At 40.4% G+C, this 22761-nt stretch carries 15 protein-coding genes and 1 pseudogene; 3 read left to right on the plus strand and 13 right to left on the minus strand.

Annotated features, from left to right (window positions below):
- Positions 1 to 3 precede the first annotated feature (3 nt).
- From efp to HXT51_RS01055, 13 genes and pseudogenes are all read right to left on the minus strand, one after another.
- The gene (gene efp, locus HXT51_RS00995; RefSeq protein ID WP_103084186.1) at positions 4 to 567 is read right to left on the minus strand and encodes an elongation factor P; all 564 of its coding nucleotides are present in this window, start codon (positions 565 to 567) and stop codon (positions 4 to 6) included.
- Positions 568 to 688: 121 nt separating this feature from the next.
- Positions 689 to 1681: a hypothetical protein gene (locus HXT51_RS01000; RefSeq protein WP_421776560.1), complete on the minus strand. Its 993-nt coding sequence runs from the start codon at positions 1679 to 1681 to the stop codon at positions 689 to 691.
- A gap of 135 nt (positions 1682 to 1816) precedes the next feature.
- Positions 1817 to 2510: pseudogene (gene pyrE, locus HXT51_RS01005) on the minus strand (orotate phosphoribosyltransferase).
- A gap of 81 nt (positions 2511 to 2591) precedes the next feature.
- Positions 2592 to 3587, minus strand: coding sequence for a dihydroorotate dehydrogenase (locus HXT51_RS01010; RefSeq protein ID WP_421776561.1), 996 nt, complete (start codon positions 3585 to 3587; stop codon positions 2592 to 2594).
- Positions 3588 to 3593: 6 nt separating this feature from the next.
- Positions 3594 to 4490 (minus strand): dihydroorotate dehydrogenase electron transfer subunit, encoded by an 897-nt coding sequence (locus tag HXT51_RS01015; RefSeq protein WP_415691999.1) that lies wholly within the window; start codon positions 4488 to 4490, stop codon positions 3594 to 3596.
- A 136-nt stretch (positions 4491 to 4626) separates the two neighbouring features.
- Positions 4627 to 5670: an orotidine-5'-phosphate decarboxylase gene (gene pyrF, locus HXT51_RS01020; RefSeq protein ID WP_421776562.1), complete on the minus strand. Its 1044-nt coding sequence runs from the start codon at positions 5668 to 5670 to the stop codon at positions 4627 to 4629.
- 34 nt (positions 5671 to 5704) lie between these two features.
- Entirely contained in the window at positions 5705 to 7117 is a 1413-nt protein-coding gene (locus HXT51_RS01025) for a dihydroorotase (protein WP_103084180.1), read from the minus strand.
- A gap of 65 nt (positions 7118 to 7182) precedes the next feature.
- Positions 7183 to 8445 (minus strand): aspartate carbamoyltransferase, encoded by a 1263-nt coding sequence (gene pyrB, locus HXT51_RS01030; RefSeq protein ID WP_421776563.1) that lies wholly within the window; start codon positions 8443 to 8445, stop codon positions 7183 to 7185.
- Between the two features lie 133 nt (positions 8446 to 8578).
- A complete protein-coding gene (locus HXT51_RS01035; RefSeq protein ID WP_415705842.1) occupies positions 8579 to 11683 on the minus strand; it encodes a bifunctional [glutamine synthetase] adenylyltransferase/[glutamine synthetase]-adenylyl-L-tyrosine phosphorylase in 3105 nt (1034 codons plus the stop codon).
- A gap of 67 nt (positions 11684 to 11750) precedes the next feature.
- The gene (locus HXT51_RS01040; protein WP_415692003.1) at positions 11751 to 12212 is read right to left on the minus strand and encodes a hypothetical protein; all 462 of its coding nucleotides are present in this window, start codon (positions 12210 to 12212) and stop codon (positions 11751 to 11753) included.
- A 152-nt stretch (positions 12213 to 12364) separates the two neighbouring features.
- Positions 12365 to 13144, minus strand: coding sequence for a trimeric intracellular cation channel family protein (locus tag HXT51_RS01045; protein WP_103084176.1), 780 nt, complete (start codon positions 13142 to 13144; stop codon positions 12365 to 12367).
- 296 nt (positions 13145 to 13440) lie between these two features.
- Positions 13441 to 14568 (minus strand): branched-chain amino acid aminotransferase, encoded by a 1128-nt coding sequence (locus HXT51_RS01050; RefSeq protein ID WP_421776789.1) that lies wholly within the window; start codon positions 14566 to 14568, stop codon positions 13441 to 13443.
- A 545-nt stretch (positions 14569 to 15113) separates the two neighbouring features.
- Positions 15114 to 15731: a 50S ribosomal protein L25/general stress protein Ctc gene (locus HXT51_RS01055; RefSeq protein ID WP_421776564.1), complete on the minus strand. Its 618-nt coding sequence runs from the start codon at positions 15729 to 15731 to the stop codon at positions 15114 to 15116.
- Between the two features lie 558 nt (positions 15732 to 16289).
- Between HXT51_RS01055 and HXT51_RS01060 the strand changes: the two genes are divergently transcribed.
- From HXT51_RS01060 to HXT51_RS01070, 3 genes are all read left to right on the plus strand, one after another.
- Positions 16290 to 18329: an AMP-dependent synthetase/ligase gene (locus HXT51_RS01060; protein WP_103084174.1), complete on the plus strand. Its 2040-nt coding sequence runs from the start codon at positions 16290 to 16292 to the stop codon at positions 18327 to 18329.
- Positions 18330 to 18701: 372 nt separating this feature from the next.
- The gene (locus HXT51_RS01065) at positions 18702 to 19328 is read left to right on the plus strand and encodes a hypothetical protein (protein ID WP_421776565.1); all 627 of its coding nucleotides are present in this window, start codon (positions 18702 to 18704) and stop codon (positions 19326 to 19328) included.
- A 178-nt stretch (positions 19329 to 19506) separates the two neighbouring features.
- Positions 19507 to 22683: a hypothetical protein gene (locus HXT51_RS01070; RefSeq protein WP_421776566.1), complete on the plus strand. Its 3177-nt coding sequence runs from the start codon at positions 19507 to 19509 to the stop codon at positions 22681 to 22683.
- Positions 22684 to 22761: the final 78 nt, after the last annotated feature.

The following is a 22761-nucleotide window of genomic DNA, read 5'->3' on the forward strand; positions in this document are numbered from 1 at the left end:
TAATTAGTTTTCGCGACCAAGGTAAGAGCCGTCACGAGTGTCGACCTTAACCTTTTCGCCTTCACCAACAAAGAGTGGAACCTGGATTTCAGCACCAGTTTCAACAGTTGCAGGCTTTGTACCAGCGTTAGAACGGTTGCCCTGCAAGCCTGGCTCAGTGTGAGTGATAGTCAAAATCACGGAAGCTGGAAGTTCAACGCTCAAAGGAGTGCCATCATGGAAGCTGACGATGCAATCAGTGCCTTCAAGCAAATACTTGCTCTGCTCGCCAACTAAGCCCTTAGGAATATAAACCTGATCATAAGTTGTCATATCCATGAAGACGAAGTTATCGCCATCTTCATAAGAATATTGCAACGTACGGTTATCAACGGTCTCGAACTCCATCTTCATGCCTGCGTTAAAAGTCTTATCGACAATCTTGCCGGAGAGCACGTTTTTAATGGTGGTGCGCACGAAAGCAGGACCTTTACCTGGCTTCACATGCTGGAACTTTACAACAGTCCAAAGCTGACCTTCAAGGTTCAAAACCGATCCATTTTTAATATCATTGGTAGTCTGTGCCACGAGTTACTCGTTTCTGTGCTAATTACAGCTGCAATTTATACAGCTAAGAAATAAACCTTGCTTATTATGCCACAAAGCGTCAACTAATTAAATAACAACACGTATTTAACGCGATTACTTACTATTGTTGATCGTCATAAGAATTACCATCACCTGAATTTGAGGATTCCGGATTATTACTACGGCCTATAGGCGCATAGCCGCCCTGATCATCCTTAGGATGTGGAGCATTTAACGGATAGCCATTGCCATCGCGATTTGCAAGATCTGAGCTTAATTCCTTAATTTTCGCCAAATAATCTTTAAGAGCATTTTGCAAATCTGTAACGCACTGTTTTAATTCATCGTCGTTGTTATTGCTCTTAATAAGAGCTTTTCTTGCAAGATCAACAACTTTTTCTAATTCAGCTTGAGCGTCTCCGAATATAGGGACATTCTTAGTTTTATCTATAAGCTCTTGACCTTGATTAACTAACTTCAATAGCTTATTAGAAACTGCTGATTTACTTGCTTTTATAGCCGCTTTAGCAGATTTTACAAGAGCATCTCTGTCTTGATGGAAAGAGTCGATTTTATCTGAAAGTTTATTTTCAACAGATGGAGAATTTTCAGAATCAGCACCAACAGGACAATTGGGTAATTTCTCTTTAGCATCTGATTTTGCATAGTTTAAAGATGATTCAAAATCATCAAATGCATCTTTAGCTTCATCTGAATCTGAGATAAATTCAGTTTTGTTAATATTTATAGCTTGAAGAACGTCATCATCTGAAAGAGATTTTATAACACCTTTTTGAGCATGCAGTGCTTTCTTTCGTAATTGGACACAAGTTTTAGAAGGCGTAGCAACGCTATTATTACTCGGCTTATTTTTATTCGTAGTTAAGAAGAACACGACTGCAGCTACGATTGCAATTGCCACCATTAAAACAGCGACTATAGCAGTAATAACTTTGCTATCTCTAAAAATGGAACCATTAGAATCATTGTCAAACTGAGAATTATCTTGATCAAATGAAGATTCGGAATCATAATCACCAGGTAAAAACTCTGGAGGCATATTTGAAGAATTCAAATCATTAAAATTCTGATAATTATTATTTTGATCTCTCATACTCAGCCATTCATCATCTAAAAAACATCATCTCAAAGTAATTCAAAATAAATTTGAATTAGCAAATAAACTTCAGTGCTAATTTAAAATCTATTATGAAAATGAAATTTCATAAATTCTATCACTATAAACTATTTACGCACCATATTCTCGCAAATAATTTTCAGCTCGAGCAGCCAAATTCTCATCCATAACAGCGCTTCCGTCACTATTAGTGAGTTTTTTGCGCTGCAGCGAAAATTTCACGCACATTAGCAATTGGCAAAACTGGGAAGCCAAATTCCTGCTCTACTGCTTTTACTGCAGAAAGCTCACTGTCTTTCGTGCGTTCCATTCTGTCTACTGCCAAAATCAAGCCAACAACTTGCACATTTGCTTCCGCTTTAAGCTTTGGCAAAGTTTCGCGAACTGCAGTTCCAGCTGTCATCACGTCGTCAACAAGCAGAACTTTCATGCCGTCTTTTAACGGTTTTCCAACCATAATTCCGCCGTCGCCATGATCCTTTCGCTCTTTGCGATCGAAAGTAAAGCCAACAGGCATATTGTGATTATTCGTCAAAGCCATTGACGTAGAAACTGCCAGCGGAATGCCCTTATAAGCAGGACCGAAAACAGTGTCAATATCTTTCGGAAGTTTGCCATCTTCGATTGCAGCAATAACTCGCTGAGCGTAATATGCTCCTAAGCTCGCGATTTTCATACCGTCATCAAAAGCGCCTGCGTTAATAAAATAAGGTGATTGACGGCCAGATTTTAGCGTGAAATCGCCAAATTTAAGTGCGCCTGAATCAAGCAAAAACTTTGTAAAACGTTCGTCTAATTCTGCCATAATTGACTCTCCTTCTTAAAATAATTTTAAATACTTTCTTAAATAAACTTTCTTAAATAAACTTTCTTGCTATATTTAATTTCAGCGCCAAGTTTTTCCTTCAGCAAGCAAAGACGCAAGCTTTGGACGAGAATCAAGCAAATCATCAAGCTCGCGAGCAATGCGAATAGGAGCAGTAGGATCCACCAAAGCAGCAGCACCAACTTCTACAGCATTCGCGCCAGCATACAAGTATTCCAAAGCTTTTTCGCCAGAATCAATGCCACCAATACCAATAATTGGAATATCTGGCATAGCTTGGCGAACTCTCCACACAAACCCAAGTCCAATCGGGAAGATAGCAGGACCGGAAACGCCTCCTGTACGGTTTGCAATAATCGGTTCGCCTGTTCGAATATCAATTCGCAAGCCAACAAGCGTATTAATCATGCTTAAGGCATCTGCTCCAGCATCAACCGCAGCTTTGCAAATCGATACAATATCAGTAACGTTTGGCGTCATTTTTACAATCATTGGCTTGTCTGTCATTGCACGAAGACGCTTAATTAAGCGGTGTAATGCCACCGGGTCCGTGCCGACGCTCATTCCGCCGTGAGTCACGTTTGGGCAGCTTACGTTAATTTCGAGCATGTCTGCAGAAGAATCTGCAAGCTTTTCAACAACTTGCGCATAATCGTCGTCACTGTGCCCTGCAACATTAGTAATAACAAGCGCTCCCATGGATTTTAGTTTTGGCAATTCGTCGATGAGATAGTGGTCGACACCAGGATTTTGCAATCCGACTGCGTTTACCATTCCAGAAGGAGATTCTGCAGTGCGCGGAGAAGGATTTCCTTCCCAAGGAACAGGTGAAACGCCTTTTGTGCAAATTGCGCCAAGTTGGCTTACGTCATAAAAACGTCGGCAAGCTGCAAGCTGGAAAGTTCCAGAAGCTGTACCAACCATGTTTTTCCACTTAACGCCTGCAACTTGAGTTGGATGCTTCCACACATGGCTGGTGTCAAAGCCAAAAGTTTCAGCGGAATTTGTTGCAGAATTTGCGTTATCTGCGTTATTTGTATTATTTACAGCACTCATATTTTTTTACTCCCAACCCAAACGATTTGCTTCAAAAACAGGACCGTCGTTGCAAACTTTCAGTCTGCCTTCCAAAGTGTCAACAACGCAAGCAACACACGTTCCATATCCGCAACCCATTCTTGCTTCTAAACTGAGCTGGCATTCAATATTTCTTTCATGTGCCCAGTGAGCTACGGCTTTCATCATAGGCAAAGGACCGCAAGATAAAATCACAGTTGGCAAATCGTCTTCGAAATCAAAATGCTTAACTTTTTCAAGTTCATTTAGCAAAGTTATAACAGTTCCTTCAGCATTCGTAATACTGTGTACGTCTGCAATATATTCTTTCATTAAATCGTCTGCAAAACGCTTGCTACGGTAGCCGAGAACCGCTGTTACGCTAGAATCTTCACGCTTTGAAAGCGCTTGAGCAGCACACAAAATAGGCGGCACGCCCAAACCTCCACTGACCAACACATAATGTGCAGGCTTAGAAATATTAAAGCCAAGTCCTAAAGGTCCGAGAGCGTCAATGCTATCTCCTGGCTTAAGTTCAGCAAACTTAGCAGTGCCTTTGCCAATCACAGCGAAAATCAGAGTAAAAGTATCCCCATCTACGCTTGCAACTCCAAAAGGACGAGGAAGCATAGCAGTTGGATCAGGAGAATACAAGTTCACGAATTGCGCAGGAGTGGATTTTTTAGCGATCTCTTCATCTCTTAAAGTCAAACGATACACGCCTTCGTCTAGCTTCTCATTATTAAGCACTTCTATAGCTCGGCGACCCCAAAGGCGCGAATATTTTGCATTATCGCTTTCATTCAACGCGCTTGATCCTGATGAATCAAAAGCGTTTTCACGTAACGTAAATATGGCGTTTCCAGATGCTTTTCGCGTTGGAATAAACATGCCATCACTCATGTGGTTTCCCCTACCCTTGTATGTGTTTTGTACCGTTGCGTTTTGGTTACTTTTTAGTTTTGTTTATCTTTATTTTATTTTTAGTTTTAGTTTTGATTTTAATTTATTTTTTAAGTTTTATTTTTAAGTTTTTATTCTAGCGATAAACTGCATTCCGCAAGTCATCTCGCATGTTCCTCGCTGCAACAGCTGCAGAATCATGCACAATATCAAGAATGTCATCAAGAGACATATGACCTTGATGCTTTAAATAATCTTCTGATTTTTTCCAAGCACCAATAATACCGCGCGAAGAATTTACAATAGCACCTTCAGAATTTGCATCAAACATTCCAGCAACATCTTGAGCTGTACCGCCTTGAGCACCATAACCTGGAACCAGGAAGAAAGTGTGCGGCATAATCTCGCGCAAACGCTTACCTTCTTCCGGATGCGTAGCTCCAACAACAGCACCGACTTTAGAATAACCGTGCTTCCCAATATTTGAAGCACCCCAGTTCTCAATTAAATCAGCCATATGCTCATACACTGGCTTTCCATCTTGCAAAATAAGCTCCTGCAGCTCTTTGCTAGAAGGATTCGATGTTCGCAAAAGCACAAAAATGCTTTTATTGTGCGCTACTGCTTCGTCAATAAAAGGCTTCACTCCGTCCGAACCCATATAAGGATTTACTGTAAGAGAATCTTCATGCCAGACGTCAAAATTTTTAGAGCTTTTTAGAAGATTTTTAAGAGATTGCGGCAGCTCACTACCAGTAGTGCTGTCATCATCAAAGTAGACAGAAAGATTAGCAAAACCGCTTAAATGAGCCGCATATTGGCCAGCTGTAGATCCAATATCTCCGCGCTTTGCATCTCCAATTACAACTAATCCTTGCGATTTTGCGTATTCACAAGTCATCGTGTAAGTATCGATACCAGCAGGACCAAGCGCCTCATACATTGCGATTTGCGGCTTTACTGCAGGCACGATATCCGAAACAGCATCAATAATCGCACGATTAAACTCAAAATAAGCAGTTGCAAGAAGCGTTGGTAAAGCTTCCTCTTTGCTAACTTCTTGTAAAACTTCGTCAGCAAGACCGCTAATAATTTCGGCAGGAACAATTCCAGGCTTAGGATCCAAGCCAACTACGCTAGGATTTTGCTTAGCTGCAATCGCTTCAATTAATTCGTCCATAATTCACCACAAACCTAACTTTATTTAACTTCAATCACATTCTTGAGAAAGCAATTTCTGAGCCAATAATCGTCGCCACTGGCCTGCCAGTAAGATGCCAACCGTCAAAAGGAGTGTTACGAGCTTTAGAATGGAATGAATTTGCGTCAACAGTCCAATTCTCATTCATATTAATAACAACTAAATCAACATTTTCAGGATGTTCTGTAAGATTTAATCGCAAAGTTCTTTTTGTAGCGCATCTTGCGGATACGTTCAACATTGCAGCAATATCAGTAGGTCTTCTACTCATCAATTGCATCGGATTTACAGCCATTAATTCAATTAGGTGTTTGTCATCTGTGTATCCTGCTTCGACAAGCACTTTTCTGCAAACGCCATAAGCGCACTCAAGACCAATAATTCCATTAGGAGTTTTTGCAAAGTCTCCAGATTTATCCTCAACTGTATGAGGAGCGTGATCGGTTGCAATCATATCAATAGTGCCATCCGCAATAGCGGCTAATGTTGCTTGACGATCCGCCTTAGAACGAAGAGGAGGATTCATCTTAGCCATCGCGCCATATCGCAAAACATCCTCATCGCACAAAGCTAAATAGTGAGGTGCTGTTTCACACGTAATCGGCAATCCCTCTTTTTTTGCTTTACGAATAGCCTCAAATGCAGCAGCTGTACTCACATGCTGGAAATGCACATGAACGCCAGTTTCTTTAGCGGCATCAATATCTCGTTGCACAATTGCAAGCTCAGTAGAAGCTGGAATTCCACCAACACCAAGCATTTTTGCAACAGGCCCATCATTTACAGAACCGGTATCGTGATGCTCGCAATGTTCAACGAACGGCAAGCCAGTTTGTTTCGCCATTTTAAGAACATCTCGTAAAATTGGTTCAGGAACTGCAGCACCGTCGTCACTTATAGCAGTGATTGGATGCTTTTTCATAGGAGAAGTTTTTTCGTCATCGCAAATTCCCGGAACATATTTTTTCCAAAGTTCAATATTGCTAGGCTTCAAACCCTCTCGTCCTAATGATGCGCACACGCTTAAGTCGTAGCGAACAGGCAATTTTACTCCGTAGATGCATCCATATCGCTGCAAATAGTCAATAACATTTTCTACATCAAAAGGAGCATCGTTCCAAGGCTCGCCATCAACTGCAGGAATAGTATTCGGCATAATCAAAACTTGTGTGTATCCACCTGCAGCCGCAGCATTTGCGCCTGTCATCATAGTTTCTTTTGCCGTTTGACCAGGATCCCTAAAGTGTACATGAGGATCAGCAAAGCCAGGAGCAATAGTCCAACTGCTAGCATCAATATCTCCACTAATTCGCGCATTTTTCTCTATAAGAGCATCCTGTCGAACGCCATCTATAATAAGATCAATGCGCTCGCCTGTATCCCAAACAGAGATATTGCGCAAAGTTAAGGTACGTGCTTCGTTCATATCACTCCTAGTTTGCGTAACTTTTAATTTTTATTGTTATTTAATTATTCTAATATATTTTATTTTCATTTAGATTCTTCGTCACAATATAAGCAATGATATTCATGCCTTTGAGACTCAGACTTATAGAATTTATGCTTAAGAGTTAGCTCACTGTTCGTTATGCATCGAGGATTCGGGCATTCGAGATTTTCAGGAGCATTCAAATCAGCTGTATGAATTCTTGGCTTAGCCAAAGAAATACCATTAGCATCGCACGCTTCAGATTCTTCGCAAGGTACTTGAACCAAATCAGTTGGCTGATATCCTGCAAGCTCATCTCCTAATACAGAACTTTCCAAAGCCATACGCATAAGCATGCCATTTTTAACCTGCTCAAAGTATGCTGCACGAGGATCGTCATCAACATCAACAGCGATTTCGTTAATACGCGGAAGCGGATGAAGCACTGGCATATAAGATTTTGCTTTTTGTAATTTTTCTTCCGTCAAAATGTACGTGTCACGAAGTCGCAAGTATTGTTCGCGATCTGTAAAACGCTCTTCTTGCACGCGCGTCATATAAAGCACGTCCAAGCTGCCGATAACTTCCATCAAGTCGCGAGTCTCTTCGTAAGTGCACGAAGGCGTATCGTTAATGCGATCGATTACGTACTGAGGAGTTTTAAGCTCATCTGGGCTAATTAGCACAAAGTGAACATTTCCAAAACGGCATAAAGTTTCAATAAGCGAGTGAACAGTGCGACCGTATGTTAAGTCGCCGCACAAGCCGACAGTGAGATTATTAAGGCGACCAAATCGAGAAAGAATAGTTGCCAAGTCTGCAAGAGTTTGCGTAGGATGCATATGGCCGCCGTCACCAGCGTTAATAATAGGCGTGCTCACAGCTTGTGTTGCAACGAAAGCAGCACCCTCCTTTGGATGACGCATCGCAACGACATCAACATAATTTGATACAACTTTCAAAGTATCATTTACAGTCTCACCTTTGCTTGCGCTAGAAAGTTGCGCGCCGGCAAAACCGATTACCTTGCCTCCTAAACGCAGCATTGCTGTTTCGAAGCTTAAACGAGTGCGAGTGCTTGGCTCATAAAAAAGAGTGGCCAACACTCTGCCATCGCAAGTGTGAGCCACTTCTTTACGGTGCGAATCAATGTATCGCGCTTTATCTAAAAGCATTCGTATTTGTGCTGTTGAAATATCGTCTAATGTAACAACACTTTTTCCTGCTAATGAATTAGCAATCGTATAACGAGAAAAATTTTGATTAGAAGAATCAGAAGAATTACAAGAACTAGAGGAACTAGAAACGTTAACTGCATTCATCATAATAAATATCGCTTACCTTTCGTCAGTTGGCAAGACGGTCACATACTACGCGACCTACGCAATTCTACTTATTTGCGTTGACGAATGCACCCACCGGAGTGGCGTAATACAATGACGCAATTACGCCATAACACTAGCGCCCATAGAATAAGCGAGACATTGTTTCGCGGCATTGACGCATGGTTGCTAAAAGATCGTTTTCAAAAACGCGACCTTGATTCGACTCATATCCAAGGTATGTAGCAATTCCGCCTAATGAATACGAGTCAGTTGGAATTATATCTGCGCGAGACATTGATCCTGACCACAAGAAGTTTGCGTTTCGAACAGCAGAACACATATGCCAGCATCGACTTAAAACTTCGGCATCTTCATTGCTTATCAAATTCTCAGATTGCAATGCTTTCAAGGCTTGCATAGTTCCAACTACTCGCAAAGACTCATGCTTTGAAGCGTATTGCAATTGCATTAATTGCACTGTCCACTCAACGTCACTCAATCCGCCACGGCCAAGCTTTAAATGACGATCCCTACTTACGCCTCTAGGCAAACGCTCTGCCTCCATGCGAGCTTTGAGCTTACGAATTTCAGCAAGCTGTGATTCACTAAGCGGATTTTCCGAGTAACGCAATTCGTTTACAACACCATTAAGCAAAGCATCGGCTAATTCTTTAGAACCTGCAGCAAACCGCGCGCGCAATAACGCTTGACGCTCCCACGTACTCGCCCACTGACGATAATACTTTTCACAAGATTCTAGACTGCGAACTAATGGACCGTCTTTGCCTTCCGGGCGCAAATCCAAATCAACCATAATTTTTGGCTCAAGCGTAAGCGATCCTTGGAGAATATTTCGCAAAATATCTACAGTTGTTTGAGCAAAACGATGAGCAGCATTTAAATCACAATCTTCGCCAACTGGCTTATAAATTACCATTATGTCTGCGTCAGAACAGAAATTTACTTCCCTGCCGCCATAACGTCCTAAAGCAATAATCGCAATTTCAGCTTGATTAGAGTTAAAATTCATTCGCAAAGCAGCATCGCGCATAGACCATTGCAAAGCAGCATCTAAAACAGCATCAAAAACATCACTCATTGCAAGCATAGAAGCGTCGTCGTCAATTAATCCACACATCCAAGCTAAAGCTACTCGCTCAATTTCTTGACGGCGAAGCGCTCGCAAATATTGCGCAAAATCATCAATACTAGTGTCATACCTTGCTAGCATTGCATGCGTTTGCATATCTAAACTTTCACGTCCGCGAGCAGATAACGCTTCGTCATCTCCGAGCCACGTAATTGACTGTATAGATTGCATCATTGCATCGCCTAAATAGCGCGAATCAGCCAACACATGGCAAAGACGTTGAGCTGCAGAAGGAGAATCACGCAAAAAACCAAGATACGTATTCTTTCCACCAAATCGTTCAGAAAGACGTCTCCACGCAAGCAAACCCATATCTGGATTCTGCCCATCGCCTAGCCATTTCAAAACAGCTGGAAGTAAAATTCTATGGATTTTAGCAGCGCGCGAAAGCCCCTCGGTAAGAGCTTCAACATGCAATTGTGCGGCGCGAGGATCTGCAAAACCAATTGATGCAAATCTTGCACGAGCGGCTTCAGGCGCAAGAACAATAGGATCAGAGTCAGATTGCGCGTTAATCGGGAGCATTGGCCGGTAATAAATATCTTTGTGCAAATGACGAATTTCACGTCGAGCTTTATCGAATTGCGCAACAAGCTCTTCAGGACGTAATCTAACAGCACGCGCAAGCCTACGAATTTGCTCATTATTGTTAAGCTGCTCAGCGCAAACTGTGCGCGCACGATCCAAACCACCGTTACCTTTAGCGCCTAAATCCGGGAATAAATGCGTGCGATGCATATTCCACATTTGCTGACGATGCTCAAGAACTCTTTCAAAACGATAATGCTCAGCCAAAGTTGCAGCTTGCGATCTTGAAACATATCCACCAACCGCTAATGCTTGTAAAGCAGAAAGAGTGTCTCTAACATGCAAGGAAGAATCTTCACTTCCATGAACAAGCTGAAGCATTTGCACTGTAAATTCAACGTCTCGTAAACCACCGCGGCCAAGCTTCATGTCAAGATCTCGTTGCGAAGCAGGAATAAGCGACTCAACACGTTGACGCATATGCTGGCAGTCAGAAACAAAATGATCACGCCTAGAAGCCTTCCAAATAAACGGCTCAACCATATCCCTATAGGATTTTCCAAGAGAAATATCTCCTGCTGCTTGGCGAGACTTTAAAAGAGCTTGAAATTCCCAACTACTCGCCCACTTTTCATAATATTCCCTATGAGATTCAAGACGTCGAACAAGAGGACCATCTTTACCTTCAGGACGAAGAGCCGTATCAATCTGCCACAAAGGAGGCTCTGAACATCCTATAACAACAGACTGGCATACTTTTTGCAAAACCATTGCCATAGATGTGCCGACTCTAATTGCAGCATCTTGCGGTTGACTATCCGAAGGCTCAACAACATAAATCAAATCAATATCTGAAACATAATTAATTTCTTGAGCACCCAACTTACCCATTGCAATTATTGCAAATCTACAAGCTGAAGATCCGCTAACTTGTCCACGAGCAATAGCTAAAGCAGCATCTAAAGCAGCATCGGCAGCGTCGGAAAGTTTACGACTAATATCTGGCTGCACTTCCACAGGATCTGCGCTCGCTAAATCGGCTGCCATAATTGCAGCAATATGCTCACGATATCTCGCTCGAAGTGAGGAAACAGCTTGCGCAAAGCCAAGTGAAGAAACAGGAATATTTACAGAAGAATCATTATTCGATGAAGAAACTACAGTCGCGATATTAGCTTGTACTGAATTTAATAAATCCTCACAACGCTCATCTCTAGTCATATGCAGTAGATGATTAGGATCGCTAGATGCAGCTTTTATAAGATCCGGATGCGTGCGCATTAAAACTCCTAATGCGTTTGACGCTCCAAGAACTTGCAATAAAGAAGTAAAGTCATGAGATTGAGGATTATGAACAAGAATATCTTTTATAATATCTGGGTAAATATTTACTAAATCTCTTAAAGCTAATACAGCTGCATCGCAATCTTCAACAACGCTAATAGAATCAAACAATAATTTAGCTGAAATATCAGGACAAATTCTGCTAATTGTCTCCATTGCTTCGCGAGCTAAATCAGGACGCAAAAACCCTGCTTTAATGAAATCTCTTGCACTCATGGAAGTGTAATCGGAAGAGTCATTGGAAGCGACATTGTAAGCGTCACTATAAGTATCGTGAGATGAATTATTCAAAATTTTTTCCGGAAGTATTATTTTCACCATTTCCGCCATTTTCACTAGTCTTTCTAGTTTCATTGCTTTGATTAGTTTCGCTAGATTCACTAGTTTGATTATTGGTCTCTTTAGAAGTTTCTTCAGAATACTGTTTTAATAAATCAAATCTAGGATCATTCTTCCTCAAAAACACATAAGGAAACTGCTTTAAAAGAAAACGGTGAACAGCAGGAATTTTCCCAATAAACATACCTAATACCAATGCAACAATAACAGCTACAGTTGCAACTCGCATTTTCATTACAAATAACACGATTACTGCAACGAAGCAAAGCACGCTTAAAATTTGTTGAAGAATATTTTGTACCTTAGTCATTGAGGACGTTCTAAGAGGTATTCCAGCAAAATAAATTCCAATTACTACAGACAATAGAAAAGCAATAATAGTTACGGCAATTTCAATAAGTGACATGGCATTACCTTTCTTAAGTAGCAGCAATACTTTTAGTTTACCATCGTACTAGCATCACAATTATTTGTTTTTCTAACAAACATATTAGTCTTTTATGCTATTTGCTAACTATCTACTAACTATTTTCTAACTATTTTCTTTAATAAAAAATTTTATAAATCTTCATCGTTTTTCGTTACATCTTTATTAGCGTTAGACAATATTAGATTGTTGTTGATGTTATTTCGTTTACGTTTTTTATGAATGCGAATTTTAGGAGTGCTTACTTTAATTGGCTTGGTTCTTTTAGCGGCTCCCAACAAAGTCAAATCGAATTTTACTGAGATAATTCGCATAACAACTACAAGAAGTACAATGCACGTATCGAGAATCATTTCTGTTTTAACGTCAAAAGTTCTACTATGCGCGCCTTTCCATACAAAAACAGTTAAAATGCAACCTATTGCAGCTGGGAACGCATACCAGTGTTTATCTCTTACAACAACTGGAACTTGGTTAAGCATCATATCTCTAATAAGTCCACCTGCTAGAGCTGTAAACATGCCTAAAAATACGGATGCCATTCCAGACATTCCAAAATCCAAAGCTTTAGCAGTACCATTAACAGCAAAAAGCCCAAGCGCTAGAGCATCAAGAGTTAGCATAAGCCATTTCCATTTGTCTATCTCAGGATGCGCAATAGCTACTAATAATCCTGCAGCTAATCCAGTAAAAACAAATCCTCTATCTGCAATACCAACCGGCGGTAATGCTCCAAGCAGCACATCACGCACAATACCGCCGCCCAAAGCAGTAATCCATGATGTTGTAATAATTGCAAAAAGATCATACTTCTTACGTATTGCCCACATTCCTCCAACCATGCCGCAGCATCCCATAGCAATATATTCAACGACAAGGAAGAAAATGTTATCGCCTAATGCTCCTTCCACAAGGCTCCTTTCGAAAGAAATATTTCTGATCTTATTAATAATCTTTTAGCATACAATAAGCGCGCCACCTACAAGCTTATACCTTTTGCTAATACGCATTGCTTATATTCTTATAGTTTGACGCGCTTTTTATGCTTTTTTATTCTATTTTTTGTTTTACTTTTACTTTTATTCTATTTTTTGAAATTGCTAAAGTTATGGAAACTCGAGTTTTAAAATTCCACAGTTTCAAAACTTTATAGTTTTATATCCCATAGTTTTATATTCTATAGCTTTATAGCTCTAGATATTTATAACTAATCGCAAACTTTCCACATCCAATTATGAGTATCTTCTACTTCACCAAGTTGAATGCCGAGCAATTCATCTCGTAATTCTTTTGTAAGTTTGCCAACTTCGCATCCGGAAACTTCAACCTCGAATTTTTCTGATTTAAATCTTCCGATTGGAGTAATAATCGCGGCTGTACCACATGCGAACACTTCAGTAACTTCACCAGAGCGAATATCTTCGAGTAATTTCTCTAACGGAATCATAGTTTCTGTAACTTCATGACCATGATCTTCCGCAAGTTGAATAATTGAACGTCTAGTTACGCCAGGCAAAATATTTCCTGTCAACGAAGGCGTTTCTAAATGGCCATCCTTATGAAGTGCAAATACATTCATTCCGCCTAGCTCTTCTAGGTATGTCTTAGTTGCAGCATCAACAAAGCATACTTGCTCACAGCCATGTTCAATACCTTTATATTCGCCAAGTAGAGAAGCTGCATAATTCCCGCCGCACTTAGCAAAACCGGTACCGCCAGGGCCTGTGCGGAACCACTGATCTTCAACCCAAATGCTAACAGGCTTCAAACCGCCCTTGAAGTATGGGCCAGATGGAGAAGCAATAACACAGTACTCAACTTCGTGGGCTTCACGCACGCCAAGGAATGGTTCAGAAGCAAACATGAATGGACGCATGTAAAGTGTATACTCGCGACGACTTGGAACCCATTGTCTATCTCGCTTTACTAAAGCTGCAACTGATCCAATAAAATCGTCAACTGAAAGTTCTGGCAAATACAAGCGCTTAGCGGAATTTTGGAATCTTGTAGCATTAACGTCTGGGCGGAAAAGCCAAATAGATTCATCAGTACGCCTATACGCTTTCAAACCTTCAAAACATTCCTGAGCGTAATGTAAAACGGATGCGCCTGGATCCATTTTCAATGGACCGTAAGGCTCTACGCGACGATCAGACCATCCTTCGCCTTTAGTCCAAGACATGTGAACCATATTGTCTGAGAAAATCTGACCAAAAGCAGGCTTGTCGATAAGCTCATTTCGCTTAGCGTCGCTTGCAGCATTCGGATTAGGTAAAACTGTAAATTTACTTACAAGATTATCTAAATAGCTTGTATCACAATGATTTTCTTGCATTACTAATGAATTTGCTTCTTCCATTGAATCAGTCATTAATGCCTCTTTCTTTCAGCATGTATTTTATAAATGCATTATTATAAAACATTCTAAGCACTAATTTTGAGTATTCGAAAATAAGACGCCTAACTCTCATATGTCTTAGCATCATTCACAATATCATTATTAATCTTTACACGCATATAAGTTATATATGATTAACAAAAATTATTATTCGAATTCGATATAACAATATATAAGGTATAGATACTGTATACAAATACAGATGATATACGGATATTACAGGTATCACGAGTATTACGGATATTACGGATATAGATAGATACGTGAATGCATACGAAGACACATATATAAAAGAATAAAAAAGATTTACTTGCAACAAATTAAAGTGACAAAAAGATAAAAAATTAGGCTCGCATAAGATTTACTTACGAGAGCCTAATTAACTAGATTTTCTAGATTACTAGATAACTAGATTAACTAATCTTAATTTTAAAACTGTAAAACTGTTAGATTTAAGTTTAAAATTTAAGATTTACAAAATTTTACTTAGCGTCTGCAGCTGGAGCGGCGTCAGTAGCAGCGGCAGCGTCGGCTGCTGGAGCTGCTTCTTCTGAAGCAGCGTCTTCAGGAACAACAACGCTTACAACGGACTCTTCGCCATCCATATCAAGCTCAGCACCCTCAGGAAGCTTTACATCCTTAGCAAACACCTTGGTACCGTCAGTTAAGCCATCAACGTTAACAACCAAGCGCTCTGGCAAGTTAGCAACATCAGCGCGAACCTTAAGTTCCTGAACGTCAACGAATGCAACAGCAGCACCCTTTGGAGTACCTTCAACGAAGACTGGAACTTCAACGTCAATCTTTTCTCCAGCCTTAACTTCGTAGAAATCAATGTGCTCTACGATGCGCTTTACAGGATTGCGCTGAACGTCCTTAACAACTGCGATACGAGATTCGTTGCCGAACTTAATAGTGAACAAAGCGTTAGCGTGACGCAAAGCCAAAGTAGTTTCCTTCATTGGGAGCGTAACGTGAACTGGTTCAGCACCGCCAGCATAAATGCTTGCAGGAATTAATTGAGCAACACGCAAACGGCGAGCAACGCCCTTACCGAACTCATTGCGTTCATTGCCTTCAAGAGTAATCTTTGTAGCCATATCGGTCTCCTTATGGTCTGGTTATTAATCCAGCTTCAGGCGCACCGACGCGCCGAAAACCACCATAAGCTGGCTATCAGCCCAGTCGATAACGGAACTCACCTTTAAACTAGCGGTTCCCTCGCCAAAGCAACTTTGCTAGTATAACTAACCGCAAAGACTAAATTTTGAATACAATAAAGTCGAAATTGATTTAATGGATTTAATAAATTTAATCGTCTTAATAAATTTAATATCTGTAATATCTGTAATATCTGTAATATCTGGAATATACGCAATAACTACTATATCCGCTATATCCACAATATCCGTAATAGCTACAATAACTTCAACAACTACAACAACTACAACAACTTCACCAATTGCAACAATTGCAATAACGAATATAAATGAACTTATTGTGACAAATTTGAAAATATTTGAAAAAATTTATCACTTTTATTGTAGCAATCATCAATATGCTTGAGCATATGGACTATTATCATATGTATTAGTAATAAAGCGTATTATTTTTGTGCGCTAAGAAGTAGCCGATTTCGGCATGATGAAGGAGCAGATGTGTCCGTCCTTAATACACTCCAGCAGCAGGCATTTAATCTAGCAAGAAAAGCACTGCATATTAGTGGTAACTTTGCACATCCTGTCAGCGATGATCGAGCAGGTGGACCAGATTATCCGGAATTGCATAACGTATCAGAAGGTAGCGTAAATCCGCTCCTTCCAAGAGTTGACGAGTGGGGTCCAGGAATGCCAACCACTACTATGGTTGATCCTGAAACTGGTTTACTGACTACAAGCACTCAAGGAAATCCTCCTTTAGACGATGGAACAAGTATTTACGACTTGTATGCTAATCGTGCATCTCGTATGGGCGATGATCCTCTTTACACTTATAAAAACGGAAATCGTTGGATTACTAAAACAGCTAACGAGTTTCTTTCAGAAGTTCGAGCAGCCGCAAAAGGCTTAATGCATTACGGATTGAAGAAAGGCGATTCTGTATCTCTTATGTGTAAAACATCCTATGAATGGGATGTTATTGATGCAGCTATTATGGCTTGCGGAGGCGTTTTAGCTACTATTTATGACACTGATTCTGCAGAGCAGATTCGCAATATTGTAAATAATTCTGATTCAAGGTTCTTAATTGTTGGAACCACTGAAATGCGCGATAAAGCAGATGGAGCAATTGAAGATTGCCCTACATTGGAAAGAATTATTTGCATTGAAACGGGCGGATTGGCCGAACTTCAAGCTTTCGGATATACAGTTAGCGACGAGGCTTTGGATGCAAGAATTGATTCTGTAAAGAAAACTGATTTATGCTCTATTGTTTATACTTCCGGATCGACTGCAGCTCCTAAAGGCGTTGAAATGACGCATGAGCATTATTGCACTACAGCTCTTAATCTTCCAACTTATTTGCCTGAACTTTTAAGCGAGAAAAATGGATCTGTTTTGCTGTTCTTACCGCAAGCTCACTCTTTTGCTCGTGCTATTAACTACATTGTTGTAGCAAGCTCTTTGCGTATTTATATTGCTCAAGGCATTTCTACTCTTATTTCTGATTTGCAAGTAGCAAAGCCAACCGTTATGATTGTTGTTCCTCGTGTGCTTGAAAAAGTTTATAACGCCGCTTCACAAAAAGCTGGTCACGGCGTAAAAGGATTGGCATTCCAAGGCGCAGTTGTTACGGCTCAGCAGTATATGAAGGAAATTTCAAAGTACGGCAAGGCTAAAGCAATCACTCAAGCTCGTCGCGCTGCATATGATCAAATGGTTTATCATTCTATCCGCCAAGCTTTGGGTGGTCGCGCGCATTGGATTGTTGCAGGCGGAGCTCCATTGGATCCTGAGCTTCTTTCATTCTTCCGCGGTGCTGGAGTGCCTGTATATGAAGGATACGGCTTGACTGAAACTACTGCACCATGCGCATTTAGCCCTCTTGGAGTTCCATTTAGAGAAGGCTCAGTCGGAATCGCTTTCCCTGGATTTACTCTTAGGATTGCTCATGATGGTGAGATTCAGATTAAGGGCACATGCGTATTTAAGCGCTACCATAAGAATGCTGAAGCTACGGAAACATCATTCACTGAAGATGGATGGTATGCTACAGGCGATCTTGGCCGTATTGATAATGAAGGATTCCTTTATATTACAGGCCGAAAGAAAGATTTAATCATTACAGCTGGCGGAAAGAACGTTGCGCCAAGCCCTATTGAGGAAATAATTAAGCGTTGTGAGATTGTTTCGCAAGCTTTGGTACTTGGAGATAAACGTCCATTTATTTCCGCTTTAGTTACTTTAGACGAACCAACTTTGCGTACGTGGCTTAAGAACAAGGGTCTTGACGCTAATATGACTATGGAAGAAGCTGCTCGTAATGCTGTTGTTCGCGCTGAAGTTCAAAAGTTCGTTGACATTGCTAACGAAGGCGTTTCACGCGCAGAATCTGTGAGAAAGTTCATTGTTCTTCCTGAAGAGTTCACTCAAGAGAATGGATTGCTAACAGCATCTATGAAGGTGATACGTCCGCGTGTTATTAAACGATATGCCACGCTTCTTAACACGCAAATGTACACTACGCGCAAAAAGTAGTATTAACTTATGTAATACGTTAAGTTTATTGCTTTAGTTTATTGTGCTTTAACTTATTGTTTAAGTTTGCTTTAAATTAGGCGATATTGCGCATTATACTGACCAATAAAATAGCCGCGGTTTGACTTTGTAATTCACTGTCTGCCGCGGTTTTTGTTTATTATATTAATTCTCAAATTTATCCATGGCTATTTGTTAAAATCACAGAGAAAAACTTGATACCCCCCCCCGTAGAAGATTATAATGCTCATAAGAAGCAAGGCTGCAGGGAAAATCGCAATGGATGCGAGAGACTTAATCGCAAAACATTGCGGTATTCACTGATTCTTGTAGAGCAATAAAACTGCAAATTCATATAAGAGGAGAGGTTTTATGAACGCCAAACTCGCAGTAGCAATCTCATTAGGCGCAAGTTCCCTTGCATTATTTGGTATGGCAGGTGTTGCCAATGCTGCAACTACTGAGCCACCATCTAATCCACCAGCTGTCTCAAATCCTCCTGCAGTACAGCAGGGAGAAAATGCTACAGATAAAGCTAAAAAAGAAGCTAAGCAAGCTGTAGATGAAGCTAATGAGCAGAAAAAAACAGTTACTAAGGAAGTCGAGGATGCTGAAAGCGAAGTTAAAGATGCTAACAGCAAAGCAATTGACGCTAACAAGGAAGTAACTGAAGCTCAGACTGAATTAGACAATAAGAAAAAAGAAGCTAAAACGGCTGAAGAACAGAAAAAAGAAGCTGATAAGGAATTATCTGAGCAGCAGACTGCGGTAGATAAAGCTGACAAAGAGGTTGACCAGAAAACTAAAGATTTAGAAAAAGCAAATAAAGACAAAGCTGAAGCCGAAGAAAAAGAACAGCAAACTAAAAAAGATAAAGAACAAGCCGAGAAAGACAAAACGGCAGCATCCAGTGAAGTTGATAAAAAAACAACTATCGCCAATACTAAAGCTTCTGAGCTCCTAACTAGGCAGAATAATCAGAAGGCCGAAGAAGACTAAGAAAGATAAGCAGGATGCTAAAGCAGAAGCAGATAGACTTTCCGGCGAGGCTGATCAAAAAGAGCAAGATCAAAAATCAGCAGAGCAAGCTGTAAATGCTAATACAGAAAAGCAGGAAAAGATTCAAAAACAAATAGATAATCTGAACGCTGCTGGTTCCGGAGCAACAAATGCCGAGGTGCAAGAGCTTAAAAACAAGGCCGAAAAAGCCAAGCAAGATTACGATCAAGCAAATACTACAGCAACTCAAAAAGCTCAGGACGCTACCAATGCTAATAATGCAATCGCTCCTAAAGCACAAGAACTTGCCAATGCAGAAACTGCTCTTAAACAAAACGAAAATTATAAGAATAATATAGCTTCATTTGACCAAGCTGCAGATGAAGCAACCAAAAAATACAATGAAGAATATAATAAAGCGAAACTTGATTCAGAAGTAGAAAAAGGCTTTGAAGGATTCTTGGAATATGTTATTTCCACAGAAAAAGCAAAAACCGATGGCTCAAGAAATGAAGATTTAATTGCAGATGCTGAACGCGCTCAAAAAATTCTTAAAGGTGAAACTTTTAAGTCAACCTATACAGAAATCAAAATAGGTAATGATACTTACAACGCCTCTTCAAAAGACATGAAAGCTCCAATCTGGGCTGATTACGTTAAAAAACTTCGACGTGTTGGCGGAGCAGATTCTTTGCAAAATTTGAAGGAAGCTGCAACTTATTATGATGCACTTAACAAAGTTCGTAACGAAGAAAAAGCTGGTTTACCAACAGTTGGTGTCCGCTTAAGCCTTATTGCTGAAAGCATCATACACTCCTTCTACTCTGCATCGATACAAGATCATGCTGCTAATTTCGACATGAAACATAATGTGACCCCTGCTTCTCCAGAACAGCTCAAATCTCACGCATACAATGATTCTTCAGAAAATCTTGCATGGGGAGAATTTGACGGCAACGATTCCAATCGTGCTATGAACAAAAAAGGAACTATGAGCATTGATATAAACAGTACTTCTAATATCGCTCATTCTTCCACTAAATCTAACGCAATGGATGGATGGTATTACAAAGAAAAAGATATATATGATGATACACTTTCATCCAATTCATTCGGTGGAAAAACACTAACAGCTGAAGGAAAAACTTTCTTACAGGAACATAGATATGATTTCTTAGATTACGCATCAGCTGGAATTTCACCAACCTTATTTAATGATGATTCTGATAAAAGTATACAAGCCAAGTTCCAACACGCTGTTGGACACTATCTAAATTTTGTTAGTACTAATAATACTGCAGCAGGATTTGCAGAAGCTGATACAGCTATAAAGGATACAAGCTTCACTGTTACTGAAACCTCTAACGGTACACAAAAAACATATAACCAAAATGGAACATTGATTTATGACGTTGCTGTATGGCATGGCAATTCCGAAAAAACCATATCTGTTGATACTTACAAGGATTTGCTGAATGCTTATATAAATAAAGTCACAGACAATGGCAAAAAGAAGCTAGAGCCTGCTAATTCTAGAAATTTGGCAGATCTTGCTGCAAAAGAAAACGTAGCTGATATCAAATTATTTGATTCTGTTTATAAAGTCATTACCTCTGAAAGTAATAATTCTCAAACAGGCGCTAACACAGTAACTGAGCTTATTAAGAAGGTCATTACAGCAAAGAAGAACTTCGAAAAGGCGAGGGACAATGCTAGCGCAGCAAATGAAGCTTCATCCAAGGCGCAGGAAAAGGCTACTGAGCTGCAGACTGCTTGGGATACTGCTCAGCAGAAGTATCAAGAAGCTGAGCAGGCCGCATCTCAAGCATCTCAAGAAAGCAAAGAGAAGCGCGAGCAGAAGATTAAGGAACTTCAGGGCGAACTTCGAGGCTTGGAAGCAAAAGCACAAGAGTTGAGCAACACGGCCGCACAAGCCAAGCAGACTGCTGATGCAGCTCGCAGGACAGCCAAGGCACAGCAAGCAAAAGTTGATGGCGAGCTTACCAAGGCTGTTAACGAAGCTCAAGTAAGGTTTGATACAGCAACTCAGGCTGTTAAAGAAGCCAACGAAGCCAAAGCTAAGGCTGATAGTGAACTCCAAAAAGCTAAAGATAAAGTAACCGGTCTGCAGCAAACGATTCAAACTCTTGAAACTCAGATTGCAACTGAATCTAAGAAAGTTGAAGACGCTAAGAGTGAAGTTCAAGCTGCTCAGGTCGCTCTTGATGGCGCTAAAGATACTCAGAACACAGTAACAGCACAGCTTGAAGCATTGAAAACAAAAGTCACGAAGGCTGGTGAAACCTTAACAAACGCAAATAATGCTGTTAAGACTGCAAAAGAAAATGTTGTTAAGAAGATTCAACTTGCTCAGACTGCTGTAACAAATGCTCAAACTAAGGTTAAGCATGCTCAAGAAGTTGTTGCAGAAGCTAAAACCAAGATTGCAGAGATAAAGAAGAATCTTGAAACAAAGAAAGCAATTTTAACTAAAACTACTAAGGATGAAAAAGTTATACAAGAGCTCAACGAAACATTCTTGGCAGCTTATCAATCGTTTGAAAGCTTCGTACAAACTCTGACAAAAACGAGTACTGATCTGCAAACTACTGATAACAAGCTCAGCACGTCTGCAACAACACTCAAGAAACAGCTGAAAGATGTTGCACCAAAGCCACCGGTTGTTAAACCAAGTCATGAGGGAGAAAGCGGTCACGGCAACACTGGTAATACGGGAAGCACAACCAATACCGGTAACACTGGAAACACAACCAACACTGAAAACGCTGGAAACACTGGTAACAATAATGTTCCGTTCATTCCGCAAGCACCGCATATTAGCGTTCCTGCTGTTGATGTTGAACAACAGTCTAACGAGTTCGCTTCAACTACCGCAGAAAATCACGCTACACAGGCTGTTGTTAAGAGTGAAACTGGGAAGTCCACTAAAGCAGAACATGCGAATGAGAAAGCTTCAGTGAAAAACACTAAAGCAAACACGCAGCATACACGTAGCACATCTTCTGCTACAAGTACATCTGCAAATCAGAACAATGCTCAATCACATGATGCAAATAAGTCTGCTGAGAATAAGAATGCTGAAAACAAGAAGAACTCTGAGTCAAAGCAAGAAGATAATAAGCAAGAAACTCAGGATTCTAATAACAATAACAGCACTCAAAACAACGAATCGCAGAACAACGAATCTAAGAATTCTCAAGCTTCTGGAAATCCTAGCGAAGCTCAGCAGGAAGGAAATAAGACTCTTACTATTGCTGCAATAGTCGCATCAGCAATAGCAGGAATCGCAGCAATCGGCGGAGGTATAACTTTCGCACGTCATCGTCGCATGTAGTTTAAAATAAATAAAACAAAAACCGCAGTCGAAAATCGTATCGGCTGCGGTTTTTTTATAAGCGATAAGCAGAATTCG

This window comes from Gardnerella sp. KA00255 (assembly GCF_049244095.1).
Classification (GTDB): Bacteria; Actinomycetota; Actinomycetes; order Actinomycetales; family Bifidobacteriaceae; genus Bifidobacterium; species Bifidobacterium vaginale_F.

What these genes read in the sequence shown, in the direction of transcription:
- HXT51_RS01065 (WP_421776565.1), top strand. Translation starts at nt 18,702, where the DNA reads ATGAACGCCAAACTCGCAGTAGCAATCTCATTAGGCGCAAGTTCCCTT.
- HXT51_RS01010 (WP_421776561.1), bottom strand. Translation starts at nt 3,587, where the DNA reads ATGAGTGCTGTAAATAATACAAATAACGCAGATAACGCAAATTCTGCA.
- pyrF (WP_421776562.1), bottom strand. Translation starts at nt 5,670, where the DNA reads ATGGACGAATTAATTGAAGCGATTGCAGCTAAGCAAAATCCTAGCGTA.
- HXT51_RS01050 (WP_421776789.1), bottom strand. Translation starts at nt 14,568, where the DNA reads ATGCAAGAAAATCATTGTGATACAAGCTATTTAGATAATCTTGTAAGT.
- pyrB (WP_421776563.1), bottom strand. Translation starts at nt 8,445, where the DNA reads ATGATGAATGCAGTTAACGTTTCTAGTTCCTCTAGTTCTTGTAATTCT.
- HXT51_RS01055 (WP_421776564.1), bottom strand. Translation starts at nt 15,731, where the DNA reads ATGGCTACAAAGATTACTCTTGAAGGCAATGAACGCAATGAGTTCGGT.
- HXT51_RS01000 (WP_421776560.1), bottom strand. Translation starts at nt 1,681, where the DNA reads ATGAGAGATCAAAATAATAATTATCAGAATTTTAATGATTTGAATTCT.
- HXT51_RS01035 (WP_415705842.1), bottom strand. Translation starts at nt 11,683, where the DNA reads ATGAGTGCAAGAGATTTCATTAAAGCAGGGTTTTTGCGTCCTGATTTA.
- HXT51_RS01040 (WP_415692003.1), bottom strand. Translation starts at nt 12,212, where the DNA reads ATGTCACTTATTGAAATTGCCGTAACTATTATTGCTTTTCTATTGTCT.
- HXT51_RS01025 (WP_103084180.1), bottom strand. Translation starts at nt 7,117, where the DNA reads ATGAACGAAGCACGTACCTTAACTTTGCGCAATATCTCTGTTTGGGAT.
- HXT51_RS01015 (WP_415691999.1), bottom strand. Translation starts at nt 4,490, where the DNA reads ATGAGTGATGGCATGTTTATTCCAACGCGAAAAGCATCTGGAAACGCC.